This window comes from Rhodococcus sp. NPDC019647 (assembly GCF_044389235.1).
Classification (GTDB): domain Bacteria; phylum Actinomycetota; class Actinomycetes; order Mycobacteriales; family Mycobacteriaceae; genus Rhodococcus_F; species Rhodococcus_F oxybenzonivorans.
Genome location: NZ_JBIRXS010000040.1, coordinates 12,919 through 28,447 on the forward strand (window position 1 = coordinate 12,919; position 15,529 = coordinate 28,447).

The following is a 15,529-nucleotide window of genomic DNA, read 5'->3' on the forward strand; positions in this document are numbered from 1 at the left end:
CTCGCAGGTGAGACCCCTGATCGCGGGTCAGCGACCGCGTACCCACTCGAGCAGTCCGGGCACCGCGGCCTCGATCTGGCGGCGCACCCGTTCGAAGTCCTCGAGACCGCCGTAGAACGGATCGGGGACGGACGGGGAGTCGGCGTCCGGGTCGAAGCTGCGCAGCAGCCGGCGACGCTCCTCGGGTACGCCGAGGTGAGCGAGTTCACGATCGTGATTGGCCGCCAGGGCGACGACGAGGTCGGCGCCGAGGTGGTACGGCCCGACCTCGGCAGCGGTGTGGCCGGTGGGGTACCCGTTCAGTTTCAGGATCTCGTTGGTCCGGAGGTCCGCCTCCCGGCCGACGTGCCAGCCGTGCGTGCCGGCGCTGCTCACCCTCACCCGGTGGTCCAGGTCTGCGCGTCTGACATGCTCGCCGAAGATCTTCTCGGCCATGGGGGAGCGGCAGATGTTGCCGGTGCACACGAAGGTGACGTGCAACCGCGGGTCAGGCTGCGCCATCGAGCATCTTCCCGAGCTCGGTCACCGTGCGCGCCGAACGGTGCGCACCCGAGGCCTCGGCCGGCGAACCGTACCCCCACTCGACGAAGACCGCCGGAATACCCCACCGCGCCGCACCGAGCACGTCGTGGTCGCGGTCGCCGATCATCAGCACATCGGACGTCGCACCCTCGGTGGCGGAGACACCCAGGGCCTGCAGAGAGTGCGCGATCACGTCTGCCTTCGCGCGGCGCTGCCCGTCGTTGCTGGCGCCGCCGATGAACTCGAAATAGTGGGCCAACTCGAAATGCTCGAGGATGCGGACGGCGAACCGCTCGGATTTCGACGTGGCGACGGCGAGCCGCCTGCCGCTGTCGCGGGCGCCGGCCAGCACGTCCGCGATGCCGTCGAAGACGGAGTTCTCCGCCCACCCCACACTGTCGTAGCGGTCGAAGTACGCCGTGAGTGCGCGCTGGACATCGGCCTCGTCGAGGCCCAGTGAACGGAAGGTGTCGATCATCGGCGGCCCGATCACGTTGTCGAGCATCTCCGGGGTCGGCTCCGGCTGCCCGATGGTGGCGAGCGCGTGGCGGAAACCGCCGTGGATACCGGGAGCCGAGTCGGTGAGTGTGCCGTCCAGGTCGAACAGCACGATCGGCGCAGACAGGGCCGAGGGGGCGGACAGGGTCGACTGGGCGGACAGGGCCGACGGGGCGGTGGAGAGCGAAGTCACCGGACCATTGTCCCTTAGGCTCGACAGCTGTGGACATTCGTGCCGGTAGCCGGGAGAGCCTGCGTCATCACGGAGATGTGGAAGCGGGCCCAGGTCTGCTCGATTTCGCAGTGAACGTGCAAGGCGACGGCCCACCGGAATGGTTGCGCCGCCGCCTCGCCGACGCGCTCGGGAGTCTGGGCACGTACCCGACGGTGGCCGCCGACCTCGCCGCCCGCACCGCGGTCGCCGAGCGGCACGGACGGTCACCGGACGAGGTACTGCTCCTCGCGGGTGGGGCCGAGGGCTTCTCGTTGCTGCCCCGGCTCGGTGTGCGGCAGGCAGCACTGTTTCATCCGTCGTTCACCGAGCCCGAATGGGCACTGCGGGAGGCCGGGATTCCTGTCACGCAGGTACTGCTCGAGGATCCGTACCGACTCGAGCAGGCGCCGGTGCCCGACTCGGCGGACCTCGTCGTGGTCGGAAATCCGACCAATCCCACGTCGGTGCTGCACCCCGCCGAGGACATTCTCCGGTTGCGCCGTCCCGGCCGAATTCTTGTAGTCGACGAGGCCTTCGCAGACGCGGTGCCCGGTGAAGTGGAGTCGCTGGCCGGTCTGTCGCTGCCCGACGTCCTGGTGTTGCGCAGCCTCACCAAGACCTGGGCGCTTGCGGGACTGCGCTGCGGGTACGTCCTCGGGCCGCCCGAGCTTCTCCAGCGACTGCAGGTGGGCAGGGCCCACTGGCCGCTGGGAAGCCTGCAGGTGGAGGCGATAGCGGCCTGCAGTAGTGCCGCCGCCGTCGCCGCCGCCAGGGACCGTGCCGTGCTCCTGGGCTCCTGGCGGGACGACATGATCCGGCGACTGCGCGACCTCGGTGTGGCAGTGCACCAGCCCGCATTCGCTCCTTTCCTGCTGCTGCGACTTCCCGACGGCGAACTGATGCGCAAGCACCTCAGGGAGCGGGGCATCGCAGTCCGGCGGTGTGACACCTTCCCGGGGCTGGACGCGAACTTCCTGCGGGTCGCGGTGCGGCCCGGCGAGCAGACCGACGTCCTGATCGACGCGATGAAGGAGATCCTGTGAACCCTGTTCGTCTCCGTGACATCATCGCGGTCCTGGACGACGCCTATCCGCCGGCCCTCGCGGAGTCGTGGGACTCCGTCGGCCTGGTCTGCGGCGACCCCGAGGACTCCGTCACCACGGTGATGATTGCGGTGGACCCGACGGCTGCGGTGGTCGCAGAGGCCGTCGACGCGGGCGCCGACCTCCTCCTCGTCCACCACCCGTTGCTGCTGCGCGGTGTGGACACCGTCGGCGCGCACACGCCCAAAGGTGCGTTGATCCACCGGCTGATCAAGGCGGGCTGCGCCCTCTTCACCGCGCACACCAACGCGGATTCCGCAGACCCCGGCGTGTCCGACGCATTGGCGGAGGCGCTGGGTCTGAACGTCACCGGGCCGATCGAGCCGCAGCCCACCGAGCCACTCGACAAATGGGTGGTGCCGGTGCCGGTCGACGATGCTGCGAAGGTCCGCCGTGCGATGTTCGACGCGGGAGCAGGCAACATCGGCAATTACCGAGACTGCAGCTGGTCGGTCACCGGGCAGGGACAGTTCCTTCCGACGGAAGGCGCGCAACCCGCCCTCGGCTCGGTCGGGGAGCTCGAACTCGTCGAGGAGAGCCGGATCGAGGTGATCGCGCCGCGGCGGATCAGAGCGGGAGTGCTCGCCGCTCTGCGGGCCGCGCACCCCTACGAGGAGATCGCGTTCGACGTCTTCGAGACCGCCACCTTTCCCGGACCACGCGGACTGGGCCGGGTAGGCGAACTACCCGAACCGGTGTCGCTGAAGACCTTCACCCAGCAGGTCGCCGACGCTCTTCCCGCTACGTCGTGGGGAGTGCGGGCGGCCGGCGACCCGGACGCGACGGTACGCACGGTCGCTGTGTGCGGGGGATCGGGCGACTCCTTCCTGGACGCCGTCGCCCGGTTGGGCGTCGACGCATATGTGACCGCGGACCTGCGTCACCATCCCGCCGACGAGCACCTGCGCGCCGGCGGTCCCGCGCTGATCGACGTCGCCCATTGGGCCAGTGAGCAGCCCTGGTGCGCGCAGGCGAAGGGCGTACTGGACAACGCCTTCGGTGACGGGCCCGGATGGCAGGCGCGGGTGTCGCAGGTACGGACCGATCCATGGTCGGTCGGCGCGACATCGGACTGCTCGCGGTAGCGCCGATCGACGCCCACGGCCGGGGTACGGTTGGCCTACACATCTCCAGAGAAGAACCCTTCACAGAAGACAGCAGGAGTTACCACGCGTGAACGTCGAACCACAGGTCCAGTCCAAGCTCCTCGACCTCGCCGGCGTCGATGCGGAGCTCTCGAGGATCGCCTACCGCCGCACCGCGCTCCCGGAACAGCAGGAAGTCGAGCGGCTCGAGGCCGAACGACTCACCCGCAAGGATGCGGCAGTGGCCGTGGAGATCATCCTGGACGACCTCGACCGCGACATTCGCAAACTCGAGGGCGAGGTCGACGCGGTGCGCAAGCGTGAGGATCGCGACCGCGCGCTGCTCCAGAGCGGCTCGGTGGGGTCGAAGCAGCTCACCGAACTCGAACACGAACTCGGCAGCCTGGTCCGACGGCAGGGTCTCCTCGAAGACGAACTGCTCGAAGTGATGGAACGGCGTGAAGCGTCCCAGTCCGATCACGACCATGCCGGTGCCCAGCTCTCGCAGATCGAGGACGAACTGATCGACGCACGACGCCGCCGCGACGATGCGGTGGCCGACCTCGATTCCGCGGAGCAGCGGTGCACAGCGGACCGGACCACACTGGCGGAGCAGCTCCCCGCCGACCTGATCGCGATCTACGAGAAGCAGCGTAAGCAGAACAGTGTCGGCGCGGCACTGCTGCAGGCGCGGAGGTGCGGCGCATGCCGTATCGAGCTGGACCGCGGCGAAATCTCCCGCATCACCGCCACCGCACCGGACGTCGTGGTGCGGTGCCCGGAATGCGGGGCAATCCTGGTGCGTACCAAGGAGTCCGGTCTGTGAGTGTCGGGCGGGTGGTCGTCGAGGCCGACGGCGGGTCGCGGGGCAACCCCGGGCCGGCCGGCTACGGCGCCGTCGTGTTCGACTCGGCACACGGCACCGTTCTGGCGGAGCGGAAGGAAAGCCTCGGTGTCGCCACCAACAACGTCGCCGAATACCGGGGACTGATTGCCGGTCTCGGAGCGGCGGCCGAACTCGGTGCCTCCGCGGTCGAGGTACGGATGGATTCGAAACTGGTGGTCGAGCAGATGTCCGGGCGCTGGAAGGTCAAGCATCCGGACATGATTCCGTTGCAGCGACGCGCCGCCGACCTTGCCGGACAGTTCGAGCAGGTGACGTACACGTGGATTCCGCGGGCGGAGAACGCGCATGCCGACCGCCTCGCGAACGAGGCGATGGATGCGGCCGAGGGCGTGCCGTCTCCCACACTTTCCTCGGCGCCACCCTCCCCGGCGCTGGCGCCGGCGCCATCCAGCCCCGCCGCGCCGGGCTGGATGGACGCACACGGTGCACCCACCCGAATGTTGCTATTGCGGCACGGGCAGACGGCGTTGTCCGTCGACCGCCGCTACTCCGGGCGCGGCAACCCGTCGCTCACCGAACTGGGGCAGGCGCAGGCGGGGGGCGCCGCCAAACGTCTCGCCGGGCGCGGCGGAATCGCGGCGGTCGTCTCTTCCCCGCTGGGGCGCGCGCAGCAGACCGCGGCCGCGGCTGCCGAAGCGCTCGGGCTTCCCGTCACCGTGCACGAGGGTCTCACCGAAACCGACTTCGGGAAGTGGGAAGGGTTGACGTTCGCGGAGGCCGCGGCCCGCGACCCCGAACTTCACCGCAGCTGGCTGTCGGACACGTCTGTGCGTCCGCCGTCCGGGGAAAGTTTCGACGAGGTGCGCGAGCGGATCGAGCGGGTGCGGGAAGACCTGACCTCCTCCTACGCGGGCTCGACCATCCTCGTGGTCACCCACGTCACCCCCATCAAGACGCTACTCCAGCTGGCACTCGCTGCCGGACCGTCGCTGCTGTACAAACTGCACCTGGATCTGGCGTCGCTGAGCATCGCCGAGTTCTATCCCGACGGCGGCTCGTCGGTACGCCTGGTCAACGACACTTCGCACCTCTGACCCGGCTCACCGCAGGACCAGCCACAGCGCGGTGACGGAGGACAGCAGTGTCAGCGGCGTGGTGACGAGGCCCAGGACGGTGAACGTCCGCAACTCGGGCGGCGAACCGGCGCGCGCGGACACGCGCCGCCACAGCATGATGGCCAGCGAGCCGACGTAGGTGAGGTTGGGGCCGAGGTTGACACCCAGCAGCATCGCGAGAACCAGGCCGGGCGGGGCCTGAGTGCCCAGCCCGGCCAGCAGCAGAAGCGTCGCCGGAAGATTGTTGACGAGGTTGGCCGCCACCGCCGCCACCACGGCCATTCCGAGCAAGCCGAGGAAGGTGGCGCCGGTAGGGAGCCGCTCGCTGATCCACTGACCGATCGGACCGTTCGCCACCCCCGCCACCACGACGCCGAGGAGAAGGACGAACAGGCAAAACCACGCGTCCAGCGCGTAGAGGATGTGACGGATCCTGGTTCGCCCCTCGCGCAGGGCGAGGACACCCAGAGCGAACGCTCCGAGAGCCGCCACCCATGCCGGGGCGACGTCGACGACGCCGGACACAGCGAAACCCGCCAGCGTTGCCCCCACGATCGCCAACGCCGCAGTAGGCGCGGGTACATCGCGTTCCGCCGCCGGTTCGGCGCCTCGCCGAGCGAGTAGTTCCCGCCGGAAGAACACACGGAACAGCGCCAGTTCGACGCAGACCGACACGATCCAGGGCAGCGCCATGACGGCGGTGAAGTGGAGAAAGGTCAACCCCGTCGCGGAAAACGCGATGAGGTTGGTCAGGTTGGACACCGGCAGGAGTGTCGACGCGGTGTTCGACAGATGCGCCGTGGCATACGAATGTGGCCGTGGGTCCATCTGCAACGCACGTGCCGTGGCGATGACCGCAGGCGTCAGAAGCACCACCGTGGCGTCGAGACTCAGGACCGCCGTGGTGAGCGCGGCGGCGCCGAACACCAGCGTCAGCAAACGTGTCGGCTCTCCTCGCGCGCCGCGCCGTAACCGGCTCGCGATCCAGGCAAATACACCCATCGCGTCCGCCAGGTGCGCCAGGACGAGGATTGCGGCGAGGAACCCGACGGTCGGCGCCATCTCCCGTATTTCGTCCCAGGCCTGCGACGGCGTCACCAGACCCACCCCGACGGCGACGGCAGCGGCCGGGGCGGCCACCACCACCTCGGGGAGGCGGTACGGGCGGACGACCGCGAACAGGAGGACTACGGCGACCAAGGCCGCTGCCAGAACTGTCACCGCCGAATTACTTCAACAGCTTCTGCAAGGTGCGGAGATTGCGAGTCGTCGTGGACCCCTTGAGCCGCGGTGTGCCCGTGCTCTTGCCGAACGCGCTCTTCAGCGTCATCCCGCGTTCGACCTCCCAGTACAGGACCCCGTTCCCGGCCTGGACTCGCTCGACTGCCGGATCCAGTTCCTCGCCCTTGGCGATCAGCCCCGCGAGAACGTCGGGATCAGGCGTCACGAGCACGTACGGATGCCAGCCTTCCCGCTCGGGATCGAACGGGTAGTCGTCGACGATCCTTCGGACCGTCTCGAGGTCCAAAACGAAAACCCATGCGTCGTAATGGAACTCGGCCCTCATGGCCTTCTCGATCTCACTCTTCAACGTGGGGACGTCGGTGCGATCGGAATCGAACAGCACGTTGCCGGACGCGAGCACCGTCTTCACGTTCTCGAAACCCAGATCGCTGAAGGTGCGGCGCAGATCCACCATCTTGATGTTGATGCCACCCACATTGATCCCACGCAGAAGGGCGACGTATCGAGTCATGAGTCCGACCATAGTGCGAAGGCACGACACCGCGAGTTCGGAGGCCGAGCGCGTGACGCGTATCCTGATCGGGCGGACGAGTTGGCCGGGCGGCCGCGGCACGGGGAACCAGCATGCAGATGCACAGGCCCCGGGCCGAGGAAAGTCCGGACTCCACAGAGCAGGGCGGTTGTTAACGGCAACCCGAGGTGACTCGCGGGACAGTGCCACAGAAAACAGACCGCCGACGTCACACCCCTTCGGGATGTGCGTCGGTCAGGGTGAAACGGTGCGGTAAGAGCGCACCAGCACCCCGGGTGACCGGGGTGGCTAGGTAAACCCCGCCCGGAGCAAGGTTGAAGACCGCACCAGGCCTTTCGGGGTCCCGGTGCGGTTGCGCAGGTGTTCGAGGGCTGCTCGCCCGAGCCTGCGGGTGAACCGCTCGAGGTACCCGGCGACGGTGTGCCCAGATGGATGGTCGCCACCCGGCATTTCGGTGCCGGGGACAGGATCCGGCTTATACGCCAACTCGTCCGCGCTCCTCGTTTCTCCGGGAGCTGTAAGTGTTACCGGTGGGAGCGCTAACATCTGCCCATGGACTTGCCTCATGACATCGCCGGCTCCGGCCCCACGCTCGTCCTCGTGCACGGCGTGGTGCATCGCCGCCAAGCGTGGAACGCCTTGCTGGACCAGTTGACGCCGTATCGCCGGGTGGTCACGGTGGATCTTCCGGGCCACGGGGAGTGCCCGGCTCTCGAGCACGACGGTGTGGATGCGATGGCCGCCCTCCTCGAGGAGCTGAGCGGGTTCGTCCGGTCGGTGACGCCGCCGGGAGAACGCGCACACATCGCCGGGAACTCTCTCGGGGGCTGGCTTTCCCTCGCGCTCGCGGCCAGGGGTGAGGTGGCCTCCGCCACCGCCCTCTCGCCGGCCGGATTCTTCGTCAACAAGGCCGATCAGGCGCGTACCATCTACACCTTCCGTGCGCTCCGCAAGGTGGCGAGGGCAATGGGGGAGAATGCGCCGAAGGCGCTGAGCTACCGCGCAGTCCGCTATCCGTCGCTGGCCGCCTGCTTCGCCAGGCCGAGCCACGTACCGTACGAGGATGCCGTGATCGACGCCCGGTCCCTCACCACCAACGTGTTGGTCGACCAGGGACTGACGGCGTCGTTCGCGCTGCCGCCCGTCGTCGACGCCACCGTCCCCGTCACCGTGGCGTGGGGACGGCGCGACCTCATCCTGCCGGTGTATCAGGCGCGACGCGTGCGTAAATCCTTCCCGCAGGCCCGGCTACTGGTGCTCCCCGGAATCGGTCACGTTCCCATGAGCGACGACCCCGATCTCATCGGCACCATTCTGCTGGGCGGTAGCTCGGCGACATCCTCGGCGCCGCGCTGACCGGTACGCCCTCAGCGGAGCGAAATCCACACCTGGGACTTGCCCAGCACCGTATGGCCGTCGCACGTCACGGTCAGATCGATCCGGGCGCTGCCGGCTTCGTCGTCCACGCGAGCGGCCTTGGCGACCACATCGACGACCGCACCGTCCTCCGCATGAACGATGACCGGCTTCGTGAAGCGGGCCCGGTAGCCGGTGATTCGCGCAGGGTCGCCGAGCCACTCGACGACGCACTGAGTGGCGAGCCCCAGCGTGAGCATCCCCTGAGCCAGGACACCGGGAAGTCCGACCGTCGCGGCGACGTCGTCCCGATAGTGAATCGGATTGAAGTCGCCGGAGGCGCCGGCGTAGCGAACCAGTGATTCGCGGGTCAGGTGGTATCGCGCCTTGACGACAGTGTCGCCCAGCAGGATTCGCTCGGGCGAACTCACTGGTCACCTCGCACGAAAAGGCTGGAGGTCATGGTGCTGACCACAGCACCGCTCGCGTCGGTGATGTCGATGCCGGCCACGATGAGGGTGTGGGGACCTCTCGGGGCCACCTCGGTCACGGTCAATACCGCCGACAACTCGTCGCCGGCCACTACGGGGCGGAAGGACGACGCCTGTTCGGTGCTGTGCACCAGGTTGACGGGCTCGATTCCCGTGGTCGGATCGGCGACCAACTGTGCGAGGGCCCGCTCCTGCACGATGACGGGAAATGTCGGCGGCGCAACGAGATCAGCGTGTCCGGCGGCTCGGGCGCGTTCCACGTCGTAGGACGTCGGGTTGGTGGCGAAAACGGCCCGTGCGAACTCGCGAATCTTCTCACGGCCGACGAGGTACGGCTCGGTGGGCGGATAGACCCGTCCCTCGATCGCTCGATTGACTGCCATCATGACAGCGTAGAGAGACTACGGGCGCCGGGCGCAGTGAAACGGCCGGAACTCTACGCCTCCGGCAACGGCGAAGCCCCCGCCGAGAAGTTCGGCGGGGGCTTCGTTCGAATCAGCTGACCGGCATCCCGTCAGACGGGATCGACCATCAGAAGCTGGGCCCAGTAGGAGGCGCCTTCGGCGCCGAGGTAGGGAAGTAGCTGATCAAAAATGATCGTTGACATGCTCGCTCCATTCTCTGTTCGGGCACTGCACGCGGGACACGCTGCCACGACACCGCACGTACCGGCGCCGGGGAACGAATCACCGGACAGGCCCCGAGGGTAACAGTCTGAGCATGATCCACAACTCCAGACGTCCCGCCGGTGCGACACTGGGAACATGACTGACGAAGATCAACTCTGGTACTACAACGTCGACGACGGATCCGTCACGCAGGGGAAGGCGGCTTCGTCGATGTCCAGGATGGGCCCGTACCCCGACCGGGCTTCGGCCGAGAAGGCGCTGCAGATCGCCGCCGAGCGGAACAAGGCGGCTGACCGCGCCGAAGAGGAATGGAACAACTGACAGCGCGCACCGTCAGGGTGCCTACGGCGTGAAAGGGGCTACCTACGGTGCCGATCACTCGTTTTCTCGCGCACGGGATCGATTTCGGAGCCGTGCGCGAGGAGTTCAACCTTCCGCACGGTTATCCGCCCGAGGCGGTGGCCGAGGCCGTGCGGGCTACGGACCGGTGTTCCGCCGAGCGTGAGGACCGCACGGATCTGCCCCTCGTGACCATCGACCCGCCGGAGTCGATGGACCTCGATCAGGCCCTCCACCTCGAGCGCACCGCGGACGGATTCGTCCTGCACTATGCGATCGCGGACGTCGGCGCCGTCGTCGAACCCGGTGGTGCCCTGGAGGTGGAGAGCCGCAAGCGGGGCCAGACGTTCTACCTGCCGGACGGCAAGGTTCCGTTGCACCCGAAGGAGCTGTCGGAGGGGTCGGCGAGCCTCCTGCCGGACCAGATCCGCCCCGCAGCCCTGTGGCGGATCGAGCTCGACGAACAGGCAGCACCGGTGTCGTGGACGGTATCCCGCGCGACCGTCCGCTCGGTGGCGCGGCTCGACTATGCCGGGGTCCAGGCGGATTCGGACGCGGGCCGATTGCACCCGTCCATCACCTCGCTGCCCGAGTTCGGCCGGCTTCGCGCCGCAGCCGCGGTGGCGCGCGGTGCCATCGAGCTGCGACTGCCGGAACAGGACGTGGTACCGGACGGCGAGGGGTGGCGCATCGATCTGGCACCGCGCACCGAGGCCGACGACTGGAACGCCGAGGTGTCCTTGCTCACCGGAATGTGCGCCGCTGCCATGATGATCGACGCGAGGATCGGGCTGCTGCGGACGTTGCCGCCCGCCGGACCCGACGCCGTCGCCGCCTTGCGACGCACCGCGGCGGCACTGGGCATCGAGTGGCCACGCGACGTCGGTGTGGGCGAAATGCTGGCCGGGCTGGACCCCAATTCGGCGCCGACGCTCGTGCTGATGACCGAGGCCCCGTCCTTGCTGCGCGGCGCCGATTACGCCGCTTTCGACGGCAGCGTTCCCGAGCTCACCGTGCATGCGGCCATCGGCGCCCCGTACGCACACGTGACCGCACCGCTGCGGCGGCTGTCGGATCGCTATTCGACGGAAGTGTGCCTGGCCATAGCGTCCGGCGCCGCGGTCCCGACGTGGGTGCGAGGCGCGCTGGGGTCGATGCCCGAGATCATGGGCGGCTCCGACACGCTGGCCGGGAAGGTGGAACGCGCCTGCATCGACCTTGCCGAGGCGACAGTGCTCGCCGACCGGGTGGGGGACGTGTTCGATGCGACCGTTCTCCGCTCACGCAACGGCAAGCGCACCGCCGACGTGTTCGTCCCTTCCGTGTCGGTGATGGGCAAGTGCGTCGGGGATCCCGCGGAAGGGGAGCAGGTCAAGATCCGGCTCGTCGCCGCCGACGTCCACAAGCGGTCCGTCGAGTTCAGCTACCCGGCGTAGTTCGTTACGGGCGGAACCGGTCGGTGGCCCGTACCAGACGGTCGACGATCCCCGGCTCCATCGCTGAATGACCGGCATCGCCGACGATGTCGAGCTGCGAGCCGGGCCACGCCCGGTGCAGCGCCCACGCGCTCGTCGCCGGGCATACCACGTCGTAACGACCCTGCACGATCACCCCGGGAATCCCCTCGAGCCTCGCAACATCACGCAACAACTGTCCCTCGTCGAGGAACCCGCGGTGATGAAAATAGTGGTTTTCGATGCGGGCGAACGCGAGTGCGAACCGAGGCTCCGAACTCTCGGCGATCCGCTCCGGCTTGGGCAGGAGCGAGCTGGTCGCCCCTTCCCAGGCCGACCACGCGATCGCGGCCCGCGTCGCAATCTCCACATCTTCGGCGTGCAGCACCCGGTGGTAGGCCTCCACCAGATCGCCGTCCCGCTCCTGCTCGGGAACGGGCGCCAGGAACTGCTCCCACCGTTCCGGAAAGAGATGTGCGGCACCGCCGTTGTAGTACCAGTCGATCTCGCTGCGCCGCAGCAGGAAGATTCCTCGCAACACCAATTCGGTGACCCGGTGCGGATGCTTCTGCGCGTAGGCGAGGGCCAGGGTGGAACCCCACGAACCGCCGAACACCTGCCACCGCTCCACGCCCAGATGATCACGCAGCATCTCGATGTCCGAGAGCAGGCGGTCCGTCGTGTTCACCGACAGATCGGCCCCGTCGGCGACGTGTGGTGTGGAACGACCACACCCGCGCTGGTCGAACAGAACGATCCGGTACGCGGCTGGGTCGAAGAATTGCCGATACGCAGGATCGGTGCCGCCGCCCGGGCCGCCGTGCAGGAAGACGACGGGCTTTCCGTCGGGATTGCCGCTCAGTTCCCAGTACACCTGCTGGCCGTCACCCACATCGAGATGCCCGAACCGGAAGGGTTGGATCTCGGGGTAGAGAGTGCGCAGGTCCTGCTCGCCGGACACCTCAGAACCCGATCAGGCCGGACGCCAGATCGGGTATCTCCAACGCGGTCACGGCTTCCTGACGGATGTCCGGGCAGGCCGCCGTCGTAATCACGTCGATGCGACCGCGATCCTGCAGGAAGTCGAGGGCATTGAGGTTGTTCTGCGCGATCCACGTGCCGACCAGCCCGTTGAGTCCGGTCTTCCCGATGGTCGGCGTGTACGTACGCCAGCTCTGCAGCTGCCCCTCGAGATCCCGGCACAACTGGGTGGCCTGGGCCTCGGTCACTCCGCCCGGGACCGCAGCGACTCCCGGCGGGGCGGCGCGGGAACTGGTGGGAACAGCGGATTGGGGCGCGGGTGCGGTGCCCTGTCCCGCGCACCCCGTGAGCGCGGCGGCGAGTGCGACCGCCCCGGCCGCGAGTGCGGCCGGGCGGCGACGGTGGCCGGTCTGCGACGCACGTCGTACTCGCATGAACACCTCTCTCGAATTGTGGAGCCGAACCGGTTGAGAAGAGATCAGAAGCTGTGCTCGTCCGCGGGGAAGGCGCCCGAACGTACCTCGTCTGCGTAGGCCGCGGCTGCCGCGCGGAGCTCGTCACCGACGTTGCCGAAGCGCTTGACGAACTTCGCCGTCTTCCCGCTGGTGTAACCGGCCATGTCCTGCCACACCAGCACCTGGGCGTCGCATTCGGCGCCGGCACCGATGCCGACCGTGGGGATGGTGAGCTTGCGGGTGACCTGTCCGGCGATCTCCGCGGGCACCATCTCCATGACGACCGAGAAAGCGCCTGCTTCCTGGACGGCGATGGCGTCGGCCACCAACTGCTCGGCCGCGTCACCTCGGCCCTGCACCCGGAAGCCGCCGAGTGAGTTGACGCTCTGCGGAGTGAAGCCGACGTGGGCCATGACGGGAATGCCCGCGGCGGTAATTGCGGCGATCTGGGGCGCGACGCGTTCGCCGCCCTCCAACTTCACGGCGTGGGCCAGGCCTTCCTTCAGGAACCGGGTGGCGGTGGCCAGGGCCTGCTCGGGCGAGCTCTCGTAGCTGCCGAACGGGAGGTCGGCCACGACGAGGGCGTGGGGTGCGCCGCGAACGACACCTCGTACCAGGGGAAGCAGTTCGTCGACGGTGACCGGAACGGTGGTCTCGTACCCGTAGACGACGTTGGCGGCGGAATCGCCGACCAGCAGGACCGGGATGCCGGCTTCCTCGAAGATGCGGGCGCTGGAGTAGTCGTAGGCGGTGAGCATCGCCCAGCGTTCGCCTTCGGCCTTCATGGCCTGCAGGTGGTGGGTCCGGGTCTTGCGTCGGGGTGCGTCGGGGGAGGGGGCTGATCCGTAGAGCCGATTCTCGGACGTGCTCTCGGAAGTCTTGCTATCGGACATCGTTGTCCCTTTCTGGCCTCGAGGCCCTTGGCGGGTCCCCGGGTGCGGGTGATGACGCCTACAGTCTGCCACCGGGCCATGGGGGTGCGAACCCCCGGCGCAGGTGCGATAGGTCACATCGATCTCCGGGGTCTGACCTGCCCTCGAGGCACGCACCCGGTGAACCCTGGCACGATCGTCGTATGTCTCGCAGTGCTCGCGTGCCGGCCGCGTTCGCGGGTGCCGTCGCCGTTGTCCTCGTCTTCGCAGGATGCACTGGAAGTGGAGGGGATTCCGGCGAGGCCGTCGCCGAGCCCTCGCCTTCTGCGGCGTCGCCGGGAGCGTCCGCTCCCGACGGACTGGAGGCCTTCTATACGCAACAGGTGAATTGGGGTTCGTGCGAGGGATACAGCACGGACGGCACACCGCTCGGGGACAACCTCGACTGCGCCAAGGTGACCGTGCCCAACGACTACGCGGACCCGGGCGGCGCCACGGCGCAGATCGCGATCTCCCGTTTTCGGGCGGGTGGACCGAAACTCGGGTCTCTTCTGGTCAACCCCGGCGGTCCCGGGGCATCCGGTCTAGCTCTGGCATCCGTGGCCGACGGCACCGAACTCGCCGAAAAGTTCGACGTCGTCGGATTCGACCCGCGCGGTGTCGGCGCATCCACCCCGGCAGTGACCTGCTTGACCGACCCAGAGGTGGACGCCAAGCGTAGGGACGACGACGTCGACATGAGCCCCTCCGGGATCGCGCAAACCGAAGCGGAGAACCGTGATTACGCGGCCAAGTGCGCAGAGCGGACAGGTCCGGATGTACTGGCCCACGTGGGCACCTACGACGTCGTCCGCGACATGGACGTCATCCGGGCGGTGCTCGGCGACGCGAAGCTGAACTACCTCGGATATTCCTACGGCACCCGGCTGGGGTCCTCCTATGCGGAGACGTTCCCCGGCAACGTGCGGGCGATGGTGCTCGACGGCGCCCTCGACCCCGAGCAGGATCCGACCGACGAGGTCATCTTGCAGGCCGAAGGCTTCCAGAAGGCATTCGACGCCTTCGTCGCGGACTGCATGAGGCAGCAGGATTGCCCCCTGGGCACCGACCCGGCACAGGCCGACGAGAACTTCCGCGCTCTGGTCGATCCGCTGATCGCGAAGCCGGCGGCCACGACCGATCCACGAGGACTCAGCTACACCGACGCGATCACCGGCGTCCAGCAGGCGCTGTACTCACCCAACCTGTGGGGACCGCTGCGCGGCGGATTGCAGAGTCTGCGGACGGGCACCGGGGATTCGCTGCTGATGCTGGCCGATCTGTACGAGGGCCGAGCGGACGACGGCAGCTACTCGAACCTCAACGACGCTTTCAACGCCATCCGGTGCGTGGACGATCCGCCGGTCACCGATCGCGCAAAGGTCGGCGAGGCCGATCTGCGGTACCGGCAGGCGGCTCCGTTCCTCGACGACGGTCGCGGCACGGGCAACGCGCCGCTCGACGTCTGCGCGTTCTGGCCGGTGCCGAGCACGGGTGCACCGCACACGGTGGACGCCCCCGGAATCCCGACGATCGTAGTGGTCTCGACCACAGAGGATCCGGCCACTCCCTATCAAGCGGGAGTGGACCTGGCGAAGCAGATGAACGGCGCGCTGATCACGTACCGGGGCACTCAGCACACCGTCGTTCTCGATGGCGAAGCATGCGTCGACGACGCCGTCATCGACTATTTCGTGACCCTCGAGCCGCCGCCCGCCGACCTCACCTGTTGACACGCGCGTCCGCGGCGAG

Annotated in this window: 17 protein-coding genes and 1 other RNA gene; 9 read left to right on the top strand and 9 right to left on the bottom strand. The window is 68.1% G+C overall.

The window, feature by feature from the left end:
- Window positions 1-27 precede the first annotated feature (27 nt).
- Together ACH49N_RS35745 and ACH49N_RS35750 are read right to left on the bottom strand one after the other, a co-directional pair.
- Window positions 28-501, bottom strand: coding sequence for a low molecular weight protein-tyrosine-phosphatase (locus ACH49N_RS35745; protein ID WP_358277606.1), 474 nt, complete (start codon window positions 499-501; stop codon window positions 28-30).
- A complete protein-coding gene (locus tag ACH49N_RS35750; RefSeq protein ID WP_159921585.1) occupies window positions 488-1,213 on the bottom strand; it encodes an HAD-IA family hydrolase in 726 nt (241 codons plus the stop codon). Before ACH49N_RS35750 ends, ACH49N_RS35745 begins: the two co-directional genes overlap by 14 nt.
- 29 nt (window positions 1,214-1,242) lie before the next feature.
- Here ACH49N_RS35750 and cobC point away from each other — a divergent pair, with 29 nt between their 5' ends.
- From cobC to ACH49N_RS35770, 4 genes are all read left to right on the top strand, one after another.
- Window positions 1,243-2,277: an Rv2231c family pyridoxal phosphate-dependent protein CobC gene (cobC, locus tag ACH49N_RS35755; RefSeq protein ID WP_159921587.1), complete on the top strand. Its 1,035-nt coding sequence runs from the start codon at window positions 1,243-1,245 to the stop codon at window positions 2,275-2,277.
- Window positions 2,274-3,422 carry a Nif3-like dinuclear metal center hexameric protein gene (locus tag ACH49N_RS35760; protein WP_358277603.1) on the top strand — a complete coding sequence of 383 codons (1,149 nt, stop codon included), beginning with the start codon at window positions 2,274-2,276 and terminating at the stop codon, window positions 3,420-3,422. Before cobC ends, ACH49N_RS35760 begins: the two co-directional genes overlap by 4 nt.
- 88 nt (window positions 3,423-3,510) lie before the next feature.
- Window positions 3,511-4,248 (top strand): zinc ribbon domain-containing protein, encoded by a 738-nt coding sequence (locus tag ACH49N_RS35765; protein ID WP_159921591.1) that lies wholly within the window; start codon window positions 3,511-3,513, stop codon window positions 4,246-4,248.
- A complete protein-coding gene (locus tag ACH49N_RS35770) occupies window positions 4,245-5,363 on the top strand; it encodes a bifunctional RNase H/acid phosphatase (protein ID WP_358277601.1) in 1,119 nt (372 codons plus the stop codon). Before ACH49N_RS35765 ends, ACH49N_RS35770 begins: the two co-directional genes overlap by 4 nt.
- A gap of 6 nt (window positions 5,364-5,369) precedes the next feature.
- Here ACH49N_RS35770 and ACH49N_RS35775 read toward each other — a convergent pair whose 3' ends face one another.
- Together ACH49N_RS35775 and ACH49N_RS35780 are read right to left on the bottom strand one after the other, a co-directional pair.
- Window positions 5,370-6,605, bottom strand: a complete 1,236-nt coding sequence (locus ACH49N_RS35775) for an SLC13 family permease (protein ID WP_358277600.1) — start codon at window positions 6,603-6,605, stop codon at window positions 5,370-5,372.
- 7 nt (window positions 6,606-6,612) lie between these two features.
- The gene (locus ACH49N_RS35780; RefSeq protein WP_358277598.1) at window positions 6,613-7,140 is read right to left on the bottom strand and encodes a DUF1697 domain-containing protein; all 528 of its coding nucleotides are present in this window, start codon (window positions 7,138-7,140) and stop codon (window positions 6,613-6,615) included.
- 77 nt (window positions 7,141-7,217) lie between these two features.
- On the opposite strand from ACH49N_RS35780, the gene rnpB reads away from it, so the two are divergent.
- Together rnpB and ACH49N_RS35790 are read left to right on the top strand one after the other, a co-directional pair.
- An RNA gene (gene rnpB, locus ACH49N_RS35785) (RNase P RNA component class A) lies at window positions 7,218-7,655 on the top strand.
- A gap of 58 nt (window positions 7,656-7,713) precedes the next feature.
- Window positions 7,714-8,517: an alpha/beta fold hydrolase gene (locus ACH49N_RS35790; RefSeq protein ID WP_358277596.1), complete on the top strand. Its 804-nt coding sequence runs from the start codon at window positions 7,714-7,716 to the stop codon at window positions 8,515-8,517.
- An 11-nt stretch (window positions 8,518-8,528) separates the two neighbouring features.
- Here ACH49N_RS35790 and ACH49N_RS35795 read toward each other — a convergent pair whose 3' ends face one another.
- On the bottom strand, window positions 8,529-8,948 hold the full coding sequence (locus tag ACH49N_RS35795; RefSeq protein ID WP_109329134.1) for a MaoC/PaaZ C-terminal domain-containing protein: 420 nt from the start codon (window positions 8,946-8,948) through the stop codon (window positions 8,529-8,531).
- The gene (locus ACH49N_RS35800; protein WP_159921601.1) at window positions 8,945-9,391 is read right to left on the bottom strand and encodes a MaoC family dehydratase N-terminal domain-containing protein; all 447 of its coding nucleotides are present in this window, start codon (window positions 9,389-9,391) and stop codon (window positions 8,945-8,947) included. Before ACH49N_RS35800 ends, ACH49N_RS35795 begins: the two co-directional genes overlap by 4 nt.
- A 381-nt stretch (window positions 9,392-9,772) precedes the next feature.
- Between ACH49N_RS35800 and ACH49N_RS35805 the strand changes: the two genes are divergently transcribed.
- Both ACH49N_RS35805 and ACH49N_RS35810 read left to right on the top strand, forming a co-directional pair.
- Entirely contained in the window at window positions 9,773-9,958 is a 186-nt protein-coding gene (locus tag ACH49N_RS35805; protein ID WP_109329136.1) for a hypothetical protein, read from the top strand.
- A 53-nt stretch (window positions 9,959-10,011) separates the two neighbouring features.
- The gene (locus ACH49N_RS35810) at window positions 10,012-11,412 is read left to right on the top strand and encodes an RNB domain-containing ribonuclease (RefSeq protein ID WP_159927112.1); all 1,401 of its coding nucleotides are present in this window, start codon (window positions 10,012-10,014) and stop codon (window positions 11,410-11,412) included.
- Between the two features lie 4 nt (window positions 11,413-11,416).
- On the opposite strand, the gene pip is transcribed toward ACH49N_RS35810, so the two are convergent.
- Genes pip through panB form a run of 3 tightly spaced genes read right to left on the bottom strand, consistent with a single transcriptional unit; the run spans window position 11,417 to window position 13,759 of the window.
- On the bottom strand, window positions 11,417-12,373 hold the full coding sequence (gene pip, locus ACH49N_RS35815) for a prolyl aminopeptidase (RefSeq protein WP_358277621.1): 957 nt from the start codon (window positions 12,371-12,373) through the stop codon (window positions 11,417-11,419).
- Window positions 12,374-12,392: 19 nt separating this feature from the next.
- Window positions 12,393-12,845: a hypothetical protein gene (locus ACH49N_RS35820; protein ID WP_397505060.1), complete on the bottom strand. Its 453-nt coding sequence runs from the start codon at window positions 12,843-12,845 to the stop codon at window positions 12,393-12,395.
- Window positions 12,846-12,889: 44 nt separating this feature from the next.
- Complete coding sequence (gene panB / locus ACH49N_RS35825) at window positions 12,890-13,759, bottom strand: 3-methyl-2-oxobutanoate hydroxymethyltransferase (RefSeq protein ID WP_109329140.1); 870 nt, start codon at window positions 13,757-13,759, stop codon at window positions 12,890-12,892.
- A gap of 182 nt (window positions 13,760-13,941) precedes the next feature.
- On the opposite strand from panB, the gene ACH49N_RS35830 reads away from it, so the two are divergent.
- The gene (locus ACH49N_RS35830; protein ID WP_358277591.1) at window positions 13,942-15,510 is read left to right on the top strand and encodes an alpha/beta hydrolase; all 1,569 of its coding nucleotides are present in this window, start codon (window positions 13,942-13,944) and stop codon (window positions 15,508-15,510) included.
- The last annotated feature ends 19 nt before the right edge of the window (window positions 15,511-15,529 follow it).

Coding starts and splice junctions, on each gene's coding strand:
- ACH49N_RS35745 (WP_358277606.1), bottom strand. CDS start 501: ATGGCGCAGCCTGACCCGCGGTTGCACGTCACCTTCGTGTGCACCGGC.
- ACH49N_RS35780 (WP_358277598.1), bottom strand. CDS start 7,140: ATGACTCGATACGTCGCCCTTCTGCGTGGGATCAATGTGGGTGGCATC.
- ACH49N_RS35790 (WP_358277596.1), top strand. CDS start 7,714: ATGGACTTGCCTCATGACATCGCCGGCTCCGGCCCCACGCTCGTCCTC.
- ACH49N_RS35800 (WP_159921601.1), bottom strand. CDS start 9,391: ATGGCAGTCAATCGAGCGATCGAGGGACGGGTCTATCCGCCCACCGAG.
- ACH49N_RS35805 (WP_109329136.1), top strand. CDS start 9,773: ATGACTGACGAAGATCAACTCTGGTACTACAACGTCGACGACGGATCC.
- ACH49N_RS35820 (WP_397505060.1), bottom strand. CDS start 12,845: ATGCGAGTACGACGTGCGTCGCAGACCGGCCACCGTCGCCGCCCGGCC.
- panB (WP_109329140.1), bottom strand. CDS start 13,759: ATGTCCGATAGCAAGACTTCCGAGAGCACGTCCGAGAATCGGCTCTAC.
- ACH49N_RS35830 (WP_358277591.1), top strand. CDS start 13,942: ATGTCTCGCAGTGCTCGCGTGCCGGCCGCGTTCGCGGGTGCCGTCGCC.